This is a genomic window from Prevotella marseillensis, from assembly GCF_900625065.1.
In the GTDB taxonomy this organism is placed as follows: Bacteria; Bacteroidota; Bacteroidia; order Bacteroidales; family Bacteroidaceae; genus Prevotella; species Prevotella rara.
This window is the reverse complement of the sequence record NZ_UYXY01000001.1, coordinates 2,386,303-2,402,654: the sequence shown is the minus strand read 5'-3', so window position 1 is coordinate 2,402,654 and position 16,352 is coordinate 2,386,303. Positions and strand designations below refer to the sequence as shown.

The window sequence follows — 16,352 nt, the reverse complement described above, 5'->3', positions numbered from 1 at the left end:
CTTGTTAAGAATATAGCCGCTGTAATGGCGCAGAAAATGAATAATGCATCTGTTGCGGATGAAATTAATAATTCCGCAGCAGATGCATTATTCATTATTTCTTATATAAAGGTAAAAGTCCGTTTCCTGTAAGTAAAGTCTTATATAAAAAACAGACTCTTGTTGATTCACGCAAGCATCAGTTTTCCTTCCAGAAAGCAGGTGTGAACAGCACCAGTACGCTGAAAAACTCGAGACGCCCCATAAGCATCAGTATCGAGCAAATCCATTTTCCGGCGTCAGGAATGCCGCTCCACGACATCGTAGGACCTATCTCAAGACCGAGCGTAGGGCCGACGTTGCTGGCACAGCTCAACGCTATCGTTACGGAGTTGGTGCTGTCTATGCCCATGCATGTAAGCGAGAAATATGCAAACAGGCACACGGCGAGATAGAGAGACAGAAACACAAGCAGCGTGGCCTGCGCCTGATAGGGCACCGTGTTGTTGCTTATCTTTACGGGCAGCACGGCCTTGGGATGAATGATGTGCCTGAACTCGTTCTTTATAATCTTCAGCAGAATGACGCTTCTGATGCACTTAAAGCCGCCGCTCGTGCTGCCGGCACATGCTCCGACAAACATGCAGATACTGAGAATCACCCATGTTATGTGCGGCCATTTGCCCGCGTCGGCGTTGAATATACCAGTTGTTGTTATAAACGCTACTACCTGGAACAGTGCGTAGCGTAACGAGTCGGCCAGATTATAGTTAAGGTCTTTTATCAGGAAGAACATAATTCCGGCAGTGGCCAGGGCCACAACACAGAAGTAGAACTTAAGTTCGGCATCCTTCACAACCGACTTTATCTTGCCCTTAAAGAGACTTAGATACAGCAGGGTGAAGTTAGTTCCCGACAGAAACATGAATATTATAGAGATATAGTCAATCACGGCCGAATGGAAATGGCCTGTACTTGAGTTGTGAGGTGCGAAGCCTCCTGTGGCCGTTATCGACATTGAGTAGTTAAGACAGTCGAAAAGACTCATGCCGGCAACATAGAAGCTGGCTGCGCATCCTACGGTGAGAAGCAGGTAGACGGCCCATATAGCCTTGGCGTTGGTGCTCAGTCGTGGGTGCATCTTCGTCTTTATCGGGCCCGTAGCCTCTGCCGAGAACACCTTCATGCTTCCGCCTACGAGCGACGGCAATATGGCAATGGTGAAGAACACGATACCAAGGCCGCCGATCCAGTGGGTCATGGAGCGCCAGAACACGAGGCCGTGGGGCAGGCTCTCCACATCGTCGATAATCGTGGCTCCTGTGGTTGTGAAGCCAGACATCGTCTCAAAGAAGGCATCAGTGAAGCTCGGTATATATCCGCTTATCACGAACGGCAAGGCCCCAAGAATACTGAATATGACCCATGTCAGCGTTACAAGCAGATAAGCGTCGCGGCGTCCCATGCTGTTTTCGGCATGATAGCCCTTATATTTCAGTCCTATGGCCGTGGTGACGGTTATGGCTATTGATATGACAAACGCCATAATGTCGTCTTCTTTATAGTAGAGCGACACGCACAGGCTGTAGAGCATCATTATCGCTTCAATAAAGAGCAGCGAGCCTATAACCTTATATATGATTTTGAAGTTTATCATTTTATGCTTTTAGTTGAAGAACTTTTCTATTTTGCTCATGTTGACGTTGTGGCAGAACACAACCACTATGTCGCCTGCCTCAATCTCCGTGTTACCGGACACAAGATGTCCTTCGCCGTTTCTTACCAGTCCTCCAATTGTCGTTCCCTTGGGAAGTCCCAGCTCGTATACTTTCTTTTTGGTTATCTTCGAACCCGGCTGTGCCGTAAACTCTGCCACATCGGCGTTTGCGGTCATGAGGAAACGGGTGTTCTTCACGTCGGCGTCGAGCATCATCTGGTAGATGTGGCTTGCGGCTATGGCCTTCTTGTTGACGATAGTACCGATGTCAAGGCTTTCAGCCATGCTCACATAGTCGAGGTTTTCAACCATTGCTATGGTCTTTCTCACGCCCATGCGCTTCGCCGTAAGGCATGCCAGGATGTTTGTCTCGGCATTAGCCGTCAGGGCAACGAAGGCCTGCGTGTTCTTTATTCCTTCCTCAATGAGCAGCGGCAGGTCTCGTCCGTCGCCGTTTATCACCATTGTCCTGTCGGTGTCTACAATCTCATTGATATATTCGCAGCGCTTCTCGTCGGCTTCAATGATCTTTGCGTTCATGTATTCGGGCATGGTCAGCGCGGCTCTTATGGCCGTGTTGCCGCCTCCCATTATCATCACGTTCCTTACGTCCACGTAGTGTTCCTTGCCGACAATCTTTCTGATATACGGAATATAGTTGCGTGTGGTCATGAAGTATGCCATGTCGTATATCTTCAGCTCGTCGTCGCCTCGTGGTATAATGGTGTCTTCGCCGCGTTTTATCGCCACGATGTGATATGGCGATTCGGGCTTGCAGAGGTCTTTTAGCGGCTCGTTCAGAATTTCACATGTCTCCCTCAGCTTTATGCCGAGCATTATCAGTGCGCCGTTGTGCACGTCCCAGCGCTGCCTTACCCAGCTCATCTTCAGACCGTTGGTTATGTCGCGTGCGGCGAGGTTCTCAGGATAGATGAGCGAGTCGATGCCGAGATTGTTGAAAAATTCTTTCAGCTTTTCGTCAATAAACTCATAGTTGTTCACCTTTGCCACCGTTCTTTTTGCTCCGAGAGCCTTTGCAAGTATACAGCTGTTCATGTTCATGTTCTCGTCAGGCGTGACTCCGATGAACAGGTTGGCGTGTTGCACGCCGGCGTTTTTAAGAGTTTGTATGCTCGAAGGCGAGGAGTGGATGGTCATCAGGTCGTAGTCATTGCTGATGTTGTTGAGCCTTTCCTCGTCTTCATCGATCAGCACAATGTCTTGATCGTTGCGTGATAACAGCTTTGCCAGGTGAGTACCTATGGCATAAGCTCCAGCTATGATGATTTTCATTTTACATCTTTATTGTTTAGGATATGCTGCCTGTGGCATTCTTTATTGTCGCGGCTATCGTTTCGGTGTCGATGCCCGTTATGTGCTGCAGTTCGTTTACAGTGCCCTGTTCGATAAACTTGTCGGGCAGTCCGAGTCTTGTGACGCGTGTTGTATAGTTGTTGTCGCTGAGCCATTCGAGCACGGCTGAGCCGAATCCGCCCTTGCGCACTCCGTCTTCAACGGTTATGATATGCTTGAACTTTGATGCTGCCTCGGCCAGAAGTTTCTCGTCGAGCGGCTTTATGAAGCGCATGTCGTAGTGGGCAATCTGTGCTCCGCCGCATTCTTTCTCTACGGCTTCTATGGCCTTGGTAACGTTGTTGCCTATCGGGCCCACTGACAGCACGGCCACGCTGTTGCCGTCTTTCAGCTTGCGTCCTGTTCCCACTTCAATTTCTTCAAACTCATTGTGCCAGTCTACTATCACGCCGTGTCCTCTCGGATATCTTATCACGAAAGGTCCTTTGCCGTCGAGCTGCGCCGTGTACATAAGGTTGCGCAGTTCGTGCTCGTTCATAGGTGAGGCTATGGTCAGATTAGGCACAGGTCTCAGGGCAGCAATGTCGAAGGCACCGTGGTGTGTGGCTCCGTCTTCGCCTACCAGTCCGGCGCGGTCGAGACATATAACGACGGGAAGTTTCAGTATTGCCACGTCGTGAATGATGTTGTCGTAGGCGCGCTGTGCGAACGAACTGTATATGTTGCAGAACGGCAGCATGCCTTCCTTTGCCATTCCTGCCGAGAACGTTACGGCGTGGCCTTCGGCTATGCCAACGTCGAAGGCTCTGTCGGGCATCGCCTTCATCAGAATGTTCATGGAGCATCCTGTAGGCATTGCCGGCGTAACGCCTATTATGCGCGGATTGTTCTTTGCCAGTTCGAGCAGCGTCTCGCCGAACACTGTCTGATATTTAGGCGGCACTCCTGTCTCGTCGTCTGTTATGCGCTCGCCTGTGTTGATGTTGAATTTTCCGGGGGCATGCCATATCGTTGCAGCCTTTTCGGCCGGTGCATATCCGTGCCCCTTTATCGTGTGCAGGTGCAGCAGCTTGGGCCCTTTCATGTCCTTTAGCTGTCGCAGCACCCTTACCAGTTCTGTTATGTTGTGTCCGTCGAACGGGCCGAAGTATCTTATGTTGAGGCCTTCAAAGATGTTCTGCTGATGGCTTATGGCCGACTTCAGCGCGTTGTTCAGCCTCAGTATGCCCTGCCGGCGGTCTTCGTCGAGATATCCCTTTGCGTTGAGCCATTTCGACAGCTTGAATCTAACATTGTTGTAGGTCTCGTTGGTGTTCAGCTTCAGCAGAGCCTGCTTCAGTCCGCCTACGCTGCGGTCTATGCTCATGTTGTTGTCGTTGAGGATGATGAGCATGTCGTTAGGCGTGGTCGACACGTTGTTGAGTCCCTCAAAGGCCAGTCCGCCGCTCATGGCGCCGTCGCCTATAATAGCCACCACATGTCTCTTGCCGTTGCCGGTCTTCTTTGCTGCCAGTGCCATTCCCAGCGCGGCAGAAATAGAGTTAGAGGCATGTCCGCACACAAAACTGTCGTATTCGCTTTCTAACGGCGACGGAAAGGGCATTATTCCGTTCAGCTTGCGGTTGGTGCAGAAGCGGTCTTTCCTGCCTGTCAGAATCTTGTGTCCGTAGGCCTGGTGTCCCACGTCCCAAACCAGTCTGTCTTCCGGTGTGTTGAACACGTAGTGCAGGGCTACGGTAAGTTCTATTGCTCCCATGCTCGAGGCCATGTGCCCCGGGTTTACCGAAAGTTCTTTCAGAATGTCATCGCGCAGCTCTTTGCACAGTTGCGGCAGCTGTTCTTCTTTCAACTTTCTTAAGTCGGCGGGATAATTTATTTTGTTAAGAAGCTTAAAATCGTTAGATTCCACGGTCGTCTTATTATTGAATATCATTGCAAAGATAATGTAAACAGATTGAAGAACAAAATAAATTCGTTTATTTTTATTAAGGTGTAAAGTGCCCTGGCGGATGAAATGGGGGCGTTAATGACTGTAATTAAGTGGGGATAAATGTAAAATGAAAGGCCGTATAGTGTGTTTTTCAATAAAAAGATGTAAATTTGCGACAAACAAAAAAATAAAGAAAAAATGAATATTAACAAGGGTATTTTCATGTCGGGCATGGTGGTTGCGCTGTTATCGCTGCCATGTCATGCACAGACAAAGGACGGAGGCATATCGGCTGATATGCTCAAGGAAATTCAGCAGTCGCAGAAGCTGACAACTGCCGACAAGGCTTTGTTTAACGCCGTGGCGTCTAACAGTATCGACAACCTGGCTCAGAACTACGCCAACCAGGGCGCTCTCGACACCTACTTCAGTGTTGAGACCAAGTCGCAGAGCATTACCGACCAGAAGCAGAGCGGTCGTTGCTGGATGTTCAGCGGCTTCAACGTGATACGCTCAAACTTCGCCAACCGCACCGACTCGCTGCGTGTCGACCTGTCTCATGCTTATCTCTTCTTCTGGGATCAGCTCGAGAAGTCAAATCTCTTCCTGCAGGGCGTTATCGACTGTGCGTCGAAGCCTATGGACGATGTGCGTGTTCAGTTCTTCTTCAAGAGTCCGCTCAACGACGGCGGTACATTCTGCGGTGTGTCAGACCTTGTTGACAAATACGGACTTGTGCCTGCCGAGGTAATGCCCGAGACTTTCTCTGCCGAGAACACATCTAAGGCTACGTCACTGATTAAGTCAAAGCTGCGCGAGTTCGGCCTGAAGCTGCGCGACATGGCCAACGGCGGAAAGAGCGCAAAGGAGATTAACGCCGAGAAGACAAAGATGCTGGGCGAGATCTACCGTATGCTGGCTCTTACCATAGGCGAGCCTGTAAAGGAGTTTACTTATGCCTTCAAGAACAAGGACGGACGCACCGTTACCGAGGCAAAGAAATTCACCCCGAAGTCGTTTGCTGCCGAGATGCTTGGCGGCAAAGCCATAGGCGGCTCTTTCATCATGGTTATGAATGACCCGCGCCGCGAGTATTACAAGACTTACGAGGTGGAATACGACCGCCACACATACGACGGAACTAACTGGAAATATCTTAACCTGCCGATGGAAGAAATAGCCAAGCTTGCCATCGCCTCTCTGAAAGACGGCAAGAAGATGTACAGCTCTTACGACGTGGGTAAGTTCCTCGACCGCAAGCGTGGCTATTGCGACCCGCGCAACTATGACTACGGCTCGCTCTTCGGCACAACATTCGGCATGAACAAGGCTCAGCGCATCATGACTTACGACAGCGGCTCCACTCACGCCATGACTCTTACGGCCGTTGACCTCGACGCCAAGGGCAACCCCACAAAGTGGAAGGTTGAGAACAGCTGGGGCGGCGACTGGGGCCAGAAGGGCTGCCTGATAATGACCAACGAGTGGTTCAATGAGTATATGTTCCGCCTCGTTGTTGACAAGAAGTATGTTCCTGCCAAGACTCTTAAGCAGTATGAGCAGAAGCCTGTTATGGTTATGCCCGAAGATCCGCTCTTCTTGCCGGATGAATAGTTCTTTTAGGAGTTAAAGTAGTTAGAAGTAGTTAAAGGAGTTAAAGCCATATGCTTTGTTGATAATGGAGTGATTAGGGCTTTTGCTATTGACAATTGATATCTGCGAAGATTAACTCTTTAATTTGTCTTTTACTCATACTTAAAAATAAAATCCGTCGGACGTCCTTTTGTCCGGCGGATTTTTTTATGCTTATGAATGAAAAAATATTCGTTTCTGAATATTGCGATTAAAGTTAATCCTGTATAAGAAAATATGCTACCTCACGTATGTGGAAAGTCAGAGTGGCGATAGACCTTTTGTTTTCCGGCATACGGTAGAGCTGCATAAATGGGCGTTGCTTTTTCTTGGGGTGGATTGCTGTTGTGCAATACATGTGGTTTCAGCGCATATATGGCGCTTATCCTTATTGCGTGGCTTGTCCTGAATGTCTGAATATGAACTCAGACGATTCATTTACAGAATGTTTGAACGCTGTAGGCTGTCCGTCAACCGTAATGAACAAGTGGACCGAACCGGGAATCAGAATGTATTTCTGTTCTATGCCAATATTTTTCAGCCTCTCTGCAAATTCTGCGCCTTGACATCGTAGGATGTCGCGTTCGGCCGCTACGAGCAACGTTGGCGGAAGTTTTGCAAGGGCATGGTCGTCTGCTTCTGCGGGAGATACTAATGGATTATGCGATTCGGTGGTGTATGCTTCGTTGAAAGCGTTCATAAGTTCGCTGTCAAGTCCGAATCCTTTTCCGAACAGTTTCCATGATTCGGAGTTGTCAGCATAGGCTTTTGTAACGGGATAGAATGTAATCAGGCTGCTGAAAGTGTTTTCAGGGAAGCTCAATGCCGTGGCTATGGCAAGATTTCCGCCTGAGCTGTCTCCGCCTACGGATATGCTGCTGCATTTCCATTCCTCCATATTCTCGCAGGCAAATTTTACGGCATCTATGCAGTCTTTCAGCCCTTCCGGGAAAGGATGCTCGGGGGCGAGCCTATAATCTACGGCAAGTACGGCAATGCCTCTTTCGGCCATCGCAGCACAATAACGTGAACAACTGTTTATACTTCCTATAACCCAGCCGCCACCATGGAAATATACAAGCAGTGGTATTGCGTCGTTGTCGTAGCGCTTGCTTCTAAAAAGAGTCAGACTCTTACTGATGTCTGTTCGATAGACACCGTTGGGCAGCTTGGCTGCTGTATTGCGGGCGTTTCTTACGTTAAGAAGCATGTCGTTATTGCCGGACATTGCCTTGCGGATAGCTTCAGTCTGACGCTCCTGCAGCTTTTCAGGCATACGGGCAATGAATGAATCTGCTTCATTTCGCTCTGAATATTCATCGTATCCTGTATTTGCTGAATATGCAGAAAATGAATTGAATATTATAAATGCTGTTATAATAAACCGGTTTATGTTCGATATAAAATGCATAGGACTATATAAAATCATCCGTTGGCGGAATAAAATTCAGTGCGTACTTAATCTTTTCCGGCGGGCTTGTTTATTAAACCCCAATCGGTCATTATGCCGCACATTGCTTTATCACTTTTGTTCGTTCATGCTTTCAGCCGTCTTTTTGTTCGCTTTTCCTGACATAGTCCGCTATGACAGCAAAAACTGACGAAAATTCGCTTTATATAAAGCAAAAATCCCGACCGGATTCTAATAACGATTTTGGTTAAAATACATTTAGCTACATTACGCTTCTTATGCACAGTGAGTAGCTGGCAGACAATTCAATCCGTTATGGCCTGATAAAGATAGGAGATGTTCCCTTTTTTGCTGCGCTCAAAGAAACATCTCCTTAACTTTATTTCAGTGGTTAAAGCATATTGACTTTAACTACAGACAGAAATCCACAATACTATTGGATTTTTCACTCTTCACTTAGAATTTACACCAGGTGGCTTATCAGCTCTTCGCGATCGCCGGGCAGAAGGTCGATTACGGGGATTTCAACCATGGTGTAGCATCCGGGCTGCTGACGCATAGATGCGCGCGCAACGTTTACGAGCACCTGACCTGTCAGGGCAGGGTTGTTGATGCTCATGTTGAACTCCATGCGCTGGTTCTGAGTCTTTCCGCTCACACCCTTGCGCACGAGGTTTACGCCGTGGCCCATGTCCTGCACAGCGTCAACGCTGTCAACCTGCATAACGTATGTCTCGTCGCTTGCGAAATACGGGTCGGCCTTGATAGCCTTTGTAACCTCCTCAAGACTTGCGCCCTCTTCAAGCTCAACATAAACCATGCGGCGGTGTATGCCTTCGCCCTTAGGTATGGTCATAGACAGAGCGTTCTTTACGCCCTCTTTAGAGCGCACGCATACAGAGTGGCCCATGCTCATGCCCGGACCGAAGTTGGTGTAGCTCAGTCCTTTAGGTGCAAGGCTCTGCATAAGTGTGCGCACAACGCTGTCAGAACCCGGGTCCCATCCTGCTGCAATCACAGCCACAGTGCCGTGTTCCTTGCATATCTTCATCAGGTTAGAACGATATTCGCGTATGCTTGTGTGTATGTCGAAGCTGTCTACGGTGTTGATGCCGAGTGCAAGAATCTTTGTTGCATACTCCTCGCAGCTGCGTGTCGGTGTGGCAAGGATAGCCACGTCAACATCTTTCAGCTCAGTGATGTCCTTCACCACTTCATAGTCGGCCAGCTCTGCCGGCTTGTTCTCTGCTCCGTGGCGTCTTACTATACCTGCAATCTCGAAGTCTTCAGCTGCTTCGAGTGCCTCAACGGCAAATTTGCCTATGTTGCCGTAGCCCACTACGGCTGCTCTGATTTTCTTCATATTGTCTAAAAATTTATCTGATTCTTTATTATCCTATTTCTTTTATTTATGCTGAGATGCAGTTTATCTTATGCAAAGATAATGCAAATTTTCAGTTGACGGATAATTTGTATGTGTTTTTTCAACAATAATCAGCGTTAATGTTATTAAACGTAACTGAAAATATTATATATCTTACTTTCTGAACGTGTAAATAAGGCAAACGGCAAAGGATTGTTACCTGGCTTAAAAACGGCCTGTATGTAGGTCTCTGTTTACAGCTTATGCAGCCGCATGTTTAGCCGCACATTCAGTGTCATGGCGGTTATTGTGATGTTTCATAATGAAAGCAATAAGTGCATAATGCCGTTCAAAATGATATCTGACTTTTGTCAGGATTTTCTGTCGAAATAGAATTTAGAGAGCCTTTGGTTCGGTTCAGATGGTAAAGTATATTTACAATAAATCGCAAAAGGTATGCTTTTGAAAAATTACTCGGCCACTTTTTATCCGAAAGTGGCCCGTTTTCGCATCAAAAACAGCCCACTTTTCAAGGCAAAAAGCCCTGTTTTTATGCCGTTTTAGGCCTGATTTTGTTGCACATAATGACTATGATTAATGATAACACACATTCGGTCAGCTATTTATAATTGCACACGAAAATTGCCCGTTTTTACGCCCGACAGATTTTATTTTTCAAATATCGCCGTCTGAGAGCGTCAAGGAAAATCAGAGTGTAAGCAAAAAGAGGAAATTTAAGTTTAAGTGAAGAGCAGACGCAAAAGCAATTAAAAATTAAGAAATTTACTTCTGTAGCTGACGAAAAACCACAAGACGACTATTGGATTTTCACTCTTCACTTTTCGTTCTTTTCTTAAAGATGCTCCTGGCTCACCAAAGTGAGCGATAACTTCTGTAACTGCTTTAACTCCTGTCTTACGAAAGTGAAAAAACATGTGCTTTGTAGGGTGTTGTCTATAGTTAAGCTGATTAACGATAATTCATAGCCCGAAGGGCAAGTTTAAGTGAAGAGTGAAGAACGAAGAGTGAAGAATTCAAATGCGTTGCGGCTGATTAAGGCTAACTCTTAGCCCGAAGGGCTTCACTTTAGTAACCGTGGGTGTGTCACCCACGGATTATTACTCAACAAACCGACAGCACCCGAAGCGGTGCTATTTCAAAATTATTTACTGACCTTTGGTTCTTATACTTTATGTTGTCTTATTTTTTTGCTGCGTTTATTAACTCGCATAAATTCACCGGAACAATAGTTTCACTCTGCATACGGCAAAGAGTTGTTGTTATCCGTTTTTAGGCTTGCCGTATTTTTTCTGAAACAGCTCGGTGTTCTTGTTGCCCCATTCAATCATGGCGTCGATAATCGGAATTAATGTTGCTCCGAGTGGCGTTATGGCATATTCAGAACGGGGAGGCAGTTCGGGGTATATGGTCTTTGACACCAGTCCGTCTTCAACAAGCTCTTTAAGCTGCAAGTCGAGCACGCGCGGCGTGGCTTCGGGAAATATCTTATGAAGCTCGCTCGGTCTGAGCGTCTTGTCGCGCAGCTCGTCCAAGATGCACGACTTCCATTTTGAACCTATCAGACTCATCGTAAGGCGTAGCGGACAGTCGAGGTTAACGGGTATCTTTCTTTCATACATGGTATTGTTCGTCTTAATGTTTGTGCAAAAGTAAACATAATAATCCGAAAAGTTAATATACTGATATATTTTTCAGTATCTGAATAATTTTTCGGTACTTGCAAAAATGTTTACTATCTCGTATCTTTGCACACGATAAGTTGCATTCCGGCCGGTTAGACGCCCTTGCGTCTTGTTTGCGCTTTCATTATAAAATGAATCTTTAAATTATGAAAACATTATGAGAGCAAGTATTGAAGAATACAAGGCTGTTGAGGCAGCAGCCATAAAGTTTGTCAGAAGTGTTGCCGAAGGCGACAGCAGTTATGCTAAAGAACTGTTTATAGACGAGGCCGTGCTGTTTGGCTATCTTGACGGAAAACTTGAGCACGGAAGCATAAATCAGTTTTATAACAATGTCGACTCGGTTGGCGGAGGCGCAGACTTCAAGGCGCGTGTAGACGTTATTGCCGTTGAAGAAACGCTTGCCGTGGTGCGCGTTCTTGAAGAAAAATGGGGCGGACGCATTGATTTCACCGATTATCTGCTGATGCTTAAAATCAACGGTGAGTGGAAATGCGTGGCCAAGGCATATAATCAGAATTCAGACACAATACAGAAATAAATAGAACTTTAGGTTATGAATATAGTTGTAGTTACAGGAAGTCCGCGTAAAAACGGCAATAGCTTTGCCATGACAGAAGCTTTTATAAAGGAGGCTGAGAAGTGCGGACACAAGATAGAACGTTTTGATGCGGCAATGATGAAGATTGGCGGATGCCATGCGTGCATGACATGCTATAAGACAGGAAAGGCATGCTCGTTTGACGATGATTTCAATATAATAGCCCCGGCAATATTAAATGCCGATGCCGTGGTGTTTACAATGCCAACTTACTGGTATTCTATACCTGCACAGATAAAAGGCGTTATTGACCGTCTGTTTTCTCTTGTTGTAGGCGGAAAGGATATTGCAGGTAAGAAATTCGGCTTGATTGCCTGCTGCGAGGAAGACGACATGACGGTTATGGACGGCGTACGCATTCCGCTTGAGCGTTCGGCTGCTTTGTTGAAATGGGACGTTGTGGGCGAAGTGCTTGTTCCTGCCGTGCTTAACGAGGGAGACATAAACAAGACCGACGGTTGCGCCAAGGCTGCCGAACTGGCACATAAATTCTGAAGCCAATGAAAGTATTGCTTATTAACGGCAGCCCTAACAAGGAGGGCTGCACTTACACCGCCTTACATGAGGTTGAAACGGCTTTGAGAGCCGACGGAATAGACACAGAACTGCTTTATCTCGGCAAGAAGCCGCTGGCAGGATGTATAGCGTGCGGAAGCTGCATGCGCACGGGCCACTGCTTCAGAGACGATATAGTAAAGGACATACAGGCAAGGCTTGATGAGTTTGATGGCATAGTCATCGGTTCGCCGGTTTATTACAGCGGTCCGTCGGGTCAGCTTGTGTCGTTCCTTAACCGTCTGTTCTATTCTTCCGAAAGCCGCATGGCCGGTAAGGTGGGCGCCTCGGTGGTGTCGTGCCGCAGGGGAGGAGCGTCTGCCACGTTTGAACAGCTTAACCAGTATTTTACTATATGCAATATGCCCGTTGTGTCTTCTCAATACTGGAATTCTGTGCATGGCTTCACGCCCGATGATGTGATGAAGGATAAAGAAGGACTGCAGACCATGCGTGTGTTAGGTCATAATATGGCGTGGCTGTTGAAATGTATTGAGTGTGGGCGCAATAACGGCATTGACAAACCTCAGTCTGAACAAAGATTGCGCACACACTTCATTCAGGATAAGTATTAGGCTGTAATATAAAGATGATGGCGCGTCTGTAAAGACGCATTATCATCTTTTTTATTTTCGTACGGAATGTTTTCCATGCAAATTTTGTGCTGTCTGCTATTTTGTTGCATGAAATTTGTTCCGGCTGGTTTATACGAATTGTTGAGCACATCGAAAGAACTGCCGGAATATAATAAAGTAGCCGATGGTCAGTAAAGCTAATTTCAGTCTATAAAACTTCTGATGTTAAATGAAAAAGTCAGTCTCTTAATTGTTCATTTGTCTTAATTTTATTAAATTTGTGGCGATGATTAAAGTGTAATTAGGCATGTTGATGTCTTTTGTGATAAAGAATTATGGGGCTATACACTTTGTAACTTAAATCTAAAACAATAAAAACCTTGTTGTGTAAAAATGAAAATAGAAATTAAGAAAATATTGTTGCCGATAGTGTTTCTTGCCGCATCTGCAAGCTTTACCTTAACCGGTCAAAGTTGCAGTATGCCTAAAGGCAATACACAGCCGGACACGATAGTACGTGCAGAGTTTGTTGATTCATCTGATAAATGGAAGGACACAGAATATTATGTGACAACAAAAAAAGATACTTCTGCGCTTTCGTGTATAATAACGACAAGAGATGGTAAAGTGAAAAATGTTGAGTTTTATAATTTGGTTGGTCCAAAAATTTGTTTTACTGGAAAAAATGTCAGTAAAAATGACACTGCGGCAGTGGGATATGCATCTCCTATTTCTTATGATTTTTATAGTCCCACATATAAAGAAACAATCCATGAAATAGAGTTATGTTTAGACGCAGCATCCAAGGTCTACGATTTAACAACAATGGATGCGATGTCTGGGTTTTTGTCTACATTTGGCGATATAGCCGTAATGACAACCAATCTGCTGAATGCAAATTGTAAGCTTAACGAGCATGGCTATTATTGGCATTCGGATATGACGAAAGAGCTTGCGAAGACTCCTTTGGCAGAAGACCTGAACATAATGTTGAAAAAGTATAACCGTAGGGTGAAACGCATATCATGTCAGGAAGGAATATTGACTATTTCAAAAGAGGCGATGCTCGACAGAAATATTTCGAAAGATTTGTCAATTCCTGATAAGGTTTGGGAGGTCTCGTTATATATTAAGTTGGAGCCGTTGCAGCAGAAATAAAAGTAGACATCATATTGTGAAAGTTTTAGATGGACAGACAGTATTATTATGAAAATTTAAAAGCTTTTTTGCGGTTCTTTTGATGTAAACAAGTTAAATTTGTGGCGATAATATATAAACCGAGCCTATGAAAATATCTTTGTTTATCGTTGCTTGCATCATCTTTATTGTTGCGCCTGTGGTGATGTCGGGTAAGGCAGACATGCTGATACCCGGACTTAAAAGAATGTACCCGGGAACATTAAGCAAGTCAGACTTGCGCGGAATACGTATTGTTTCAGGCATAGAATATATGCTTATCAGTGGTGCCACGCTGGCTGTGGCGCTGTATCCTTCATGGGCTATGCTGCTTGCTGCTGCGTTGTTTATATTGGTTACGATGTTTCTCGCATACCTGTGTGTAAGAATATTCTTTCATGCCAAGTTCACCATCGGCGACGCCATAGCGTCTGTAGTCGACTCGGTGTTAACGCTAATAGCGTTTTAAGTGAAGAGTTGGATTTTTATTTGGAGTTAAAGGAGTTATAAGTAGTTAAAGGAGTTAAAGTCAAATGTTTTGTGGGTATTGTCTACTTACGTGGTATTCCATGTGCAACTGATATGAATCAACAAAGCTAATGTGCCGGCTGATTTGTAATCTGCCGGAATTAAGTATAAGGATTTATCAATCCGCTTGCTTCCTATTTTTATCTTAGGTATGAATTTCGGATCACAAATCCTGATATTTATTGCTGTCGGATAGCATATCCGACAGAACAATAGTCTTGTTGCTTCTTGACGTTTTTATAGTTTACAAGCTAAAATTCTTTGGATTTCTTTTCACTAGTGTTCGAAAGATTATTTTATTCATGTTATGTTGCAATGGCTAAAATCCGTTTTACGGAATTCTTGCCTTCAGCCGGATGTCACCATTCTGTTTGTCCGCATTACCGCCATTTAGCACGACCATAAGTTGACAGACCCAATCTTGCATCTCCATAAAGAACATGAATTTGCCTATAGAGAATCCCAGGCCGTTCTCACGCTTGTAAATCATCACGAGCATGGCAGTGATGAGCGTCATGTACAGTATAACCTTAATTCCGTTCTCACTTGTTGACACGAAATGCGAGAAAGACAGGTTCTGCTTCAGGAACTTGAAGAATACCTCTATATCCCAGCGTCTCCTGTATGCCTCGGCTACCTGCTTCGGCGTAAGGCTGAAATCGTTGGTTATCAGGAACACCTCGTTCTCAACCCTCCTTACCTTGCCTTTGTTTGCAGGGCGTGTGGTGTCACGCGGATGCTTGAAGCGTGCCTTTATAACGCGGTATGGCGTTTCGGAGTATTTCTTCTCCTCATTGTCGTACAGATGTACAATATTGTCCTCATACAGCTCAAGATTGCCAAGGTCGGTGTCTGTGTCTTCTTTCATAAGGCTTTCCACCACTTCCATGTTGCGGCTGGTCTTTATCCTTCCTACAAATTTGCCATCACACTCGTTTATGGCGTTAAAGTTGTCCAGGGAACTGAGACCGCGGTCTATAACATATAAGTTCGCATGTCTGCTGTCTTTTTTGACAAGCTTGAGTACTACCTTTGGGATGGCCATGTCCTCGCTAAGATATACAGCCTCGTTGAACACCTCGGCCAGTCTGACGGCGAAACCGTCGTATGCCATGGTATACTTTATCTGCTTGCGCGGCTGCCTTCCGTCTCCGGGCTTCTTGCCGACGGTGAAACCGGCCTTGAGCCTGTTGCAGCATTCGGCCACCATGGAACTGTCAACACGTATCAGATACAGATGCATAATTTCCTCTTCAGTGTACAGTTGGGAGAAACGTCTGTATATAATCTCATAGGCTTTCTCAAAGAAGCTCAGGTCTATCTTTGACAGGCGGGTGGAAATGGAACTGTGCGTAACATGGGCGTCTGCACTTATGTTGAACAGCGTCTTGAACATGGAATTGTTGAATACAACCTCAAGTTTGCGCTGACTTATCTGATCTGCCGCCAGGAGGGCAAATACAAGGAGATAGAACATCCGCTCGCCGCTCAATACCTTGGCGCAATAGTCCACCTTTGTAGAACTGGACAGTTTGGCCAGTTCTTCATCGGGTATCATGCGCAGGATGTCTTTTGCATGAACTTTTACATCTTTCATTTCAATATTTTTTGCTCTATTATTATGATGTAAAGATACAAAAAAATATTGACATATGCAAATAAATAGCTGATTTTCAGATAGTTAAAATCTTTCGAACACTAATGATTTCTTTTCTGTACAACTAAAATGAACCAACAAAGCTAATGTGCCGGCTGATTTGCAATCTGCCGGAATTGAATATAAGGATTTATCAATCCGCTTACTTCTTATTCTAAATTATCAGGTATGCATTTCGGATCACAGATCCTAATAATTAATGCTGTCGAAT

13 protein-coding genes are annotated in these 16,352 nt (G+C 45.6%); 6 read left to right on the top strand and 7 right to left on the bottom strand.

The window, feature by feature from the left end; genetic code table 11:
- Window positions 1-178: 178 nt before the first annotated feature.
- Genes EJL04_RS09770 through dxs form a run of 3 tightly spaced genes read right to left on the bottom strand, consistent with a single transcriptional unit; the run spans window position 179 to window position 4,943 of the window.
- The gene (locus tag EJL04_RS09770; RefSeq protein WP_021855712.1) at window positions 179-1,636 is read right to left on the bottom strand and encodes a TrkH family potassium uptake protein; all 1,458 of its coding nucleotides are present in this window, start codon (window positions 1,634-1,636) and stop codon (window positions 179-181) included.
- 9 nt (window positions 1,637-1,645) lie between these two features.
- Window positions 1,646-2,989, bottom strand: coding sequence for a Trk system potassium transporter TrkA (trkA, locus tag EJL04_RS09765; RefSeq protein WP_021855711.1), 1,344 nt, complete (start codon window positions 2,987-2,989; stop codon window positions 1,646-1,648).
- Window positions 2,990-3,005: 16 nt separating this feature from the next.
- Window positions 3,006-4,943 carry a 1-deoxy-D-xylulose-5-phosphate synthase gene (gene dxs, locus EJL04_RS09760; protein ID WP_125104808.1) on the bottom strand — a complete coding sequence of 646 codons (1,938 nt, stop codon included), beginning with the start codon at window positions 4,941-4,943 and terminating at the stop codon, window positions 3,006-3,008.
- 195 nt (window positions 4,944-5,138) lie between these two features.
- Between dxs and EJL04_RS09755 the strand changes: the two genes are divergently transcribed.
- Window positions 5,139-6,554 carry a C1 family peptidase gene (locus EJL04_RS09755; protein WP_206429376.1) on the top strand — a complete coding sequence of 472 codons (1,416 nt, stop codon included), beginning with the start codon at window positions 5,139-5,141 and terminating at the stop codon, window positions 6,552-6,554.
- Window positions 6,555-6,960: 406 nt separating this feature from the next.
- On the opposite strand, the gene EJL04_RS09750 is transcribed toward EJL04_RS09755, so the two are convergent.
- From EJL04_RS09750 to EJL04_RS09740, 3 genes are all read right to left on the bottom strand, one after another.
- Entirely contained in the window at window positions 6,961-7,848 is an 888-nt protein-coding gene (locus tag EJL04_RS09750) for an alpha/beta hydrolase (protein WP_241209980.1), read from the bottom strand.
- Window positions 7,849-8,446: 598 nt separating this feature from the next.
- Complete coding sequence (locus tag EJL04_RS09745) at window positions 8,447-9,346, bottom strand: diaminopimelate dehydrogenase (RefSeq protein WP_053397959.1); 900 nt, start codon at window positions 9,344-9,346, stop codon at window positions 8,447-8,449.
- 1,280 nt (window positions 9,347-10,626) lie between these two features.
- Window positions 10,627-10,986: a winged helix-turn-helix transcriptional regulator gene (locus EJL04_RS09740; RefSeq protein ID WP_125104806.1), complete on the bottom strand. Its 360-nt coding sequence runs from the start codon at window positions 10,984-10,986 to the stop codon at window positions 10,627-10,629.
- A gap of 220 nt (window positions 10,987-11,206) precedes the next feature.
- Between EJL04_RS09740 and EJL04_RS09735 the strand changes: the two genes are divergently transcribed.
- From EJL04_RS09735 to EJL04_RS09715, 5 genes are all read left to right on the top strand, one after another.
- Window positions 11,207-11,590, top strand: coding sequence for a nuclear transport factor 2 family protein (locus EJL04_RS09735; RefSeq protein ID WP_125104805.1), 384 nt, complete (start codon window positions 11,207-11,209; stop codon window positions 11,588-11,590).
- Between the two features lie 15 nt (window positions 11,591-11,605).
- On the top strand, window positions 11,606-12,145 hold the full coding sequence (locus EJL04_RS09730) for a flavodoxin family protein (protein ID WP_125104804.1): 540 nt from the start codon (window positions 11,606-11,608) through the stop codon (window positions 12,143-12,145).
- 5 nt (window positions 12,146-12,150) lie between these two features.
- Window positions 12,151-12,780: a flavodoxin family protein gene (locus tag EJL04_RS09725; protein WP_021855702.1), complete on the top strand. Its 630-nt coding sequence runs from the start codon at window positions 12,151-12,153 to the stop codon at window positions 12,778-12,780.
- A gap of 393 nt (window positions 12,781-13,173) precedes the next feature.
- Window positions 13,174-13,938, top strand: coding sequence for a hypothetical protein (locus EJL04_RS09720; protein ID WP_125104803.1), 765 nt, complete (start codon window positions 13,174-13,176; stop codon window positions 13,936-13,938).
- A 127-nt stretch (window positions 13,939-14,065) separates the two neighbouring features.
- Window positions 14,066-14,425 (top strand): hypothetical protein, encoded by a 360-nt coding sequence (locus EJL04_RS09715; RefSeq protein ID WP_125104802.1) that lies wholly within the window; start codon window positions 14,066-14,068, stop codon window positions 14,423-14,425.
- A gap of 390 nt (window positions 14,426-14,815) precedes the next feature.
- On the opposite strand, the gene EJL04_RS09710 is transcribed toward EJL04_RS09715, so the two are convergent.
- Window positions 14,816-16,081 carry an IS4 family transposase gene (locus EJL04_RS09710; protein ID WP_125104801.1) on the bottom strand — a complete coding sequence of 422 codons (1,266 nt, stop codon included), beginning with the start codon at window positions 16,079-16,081 and terminating at the stop codon, window positions 14,816-14,818.
- Window positions 16,082-16,352 lie beyond the last annotated feature (271 nt).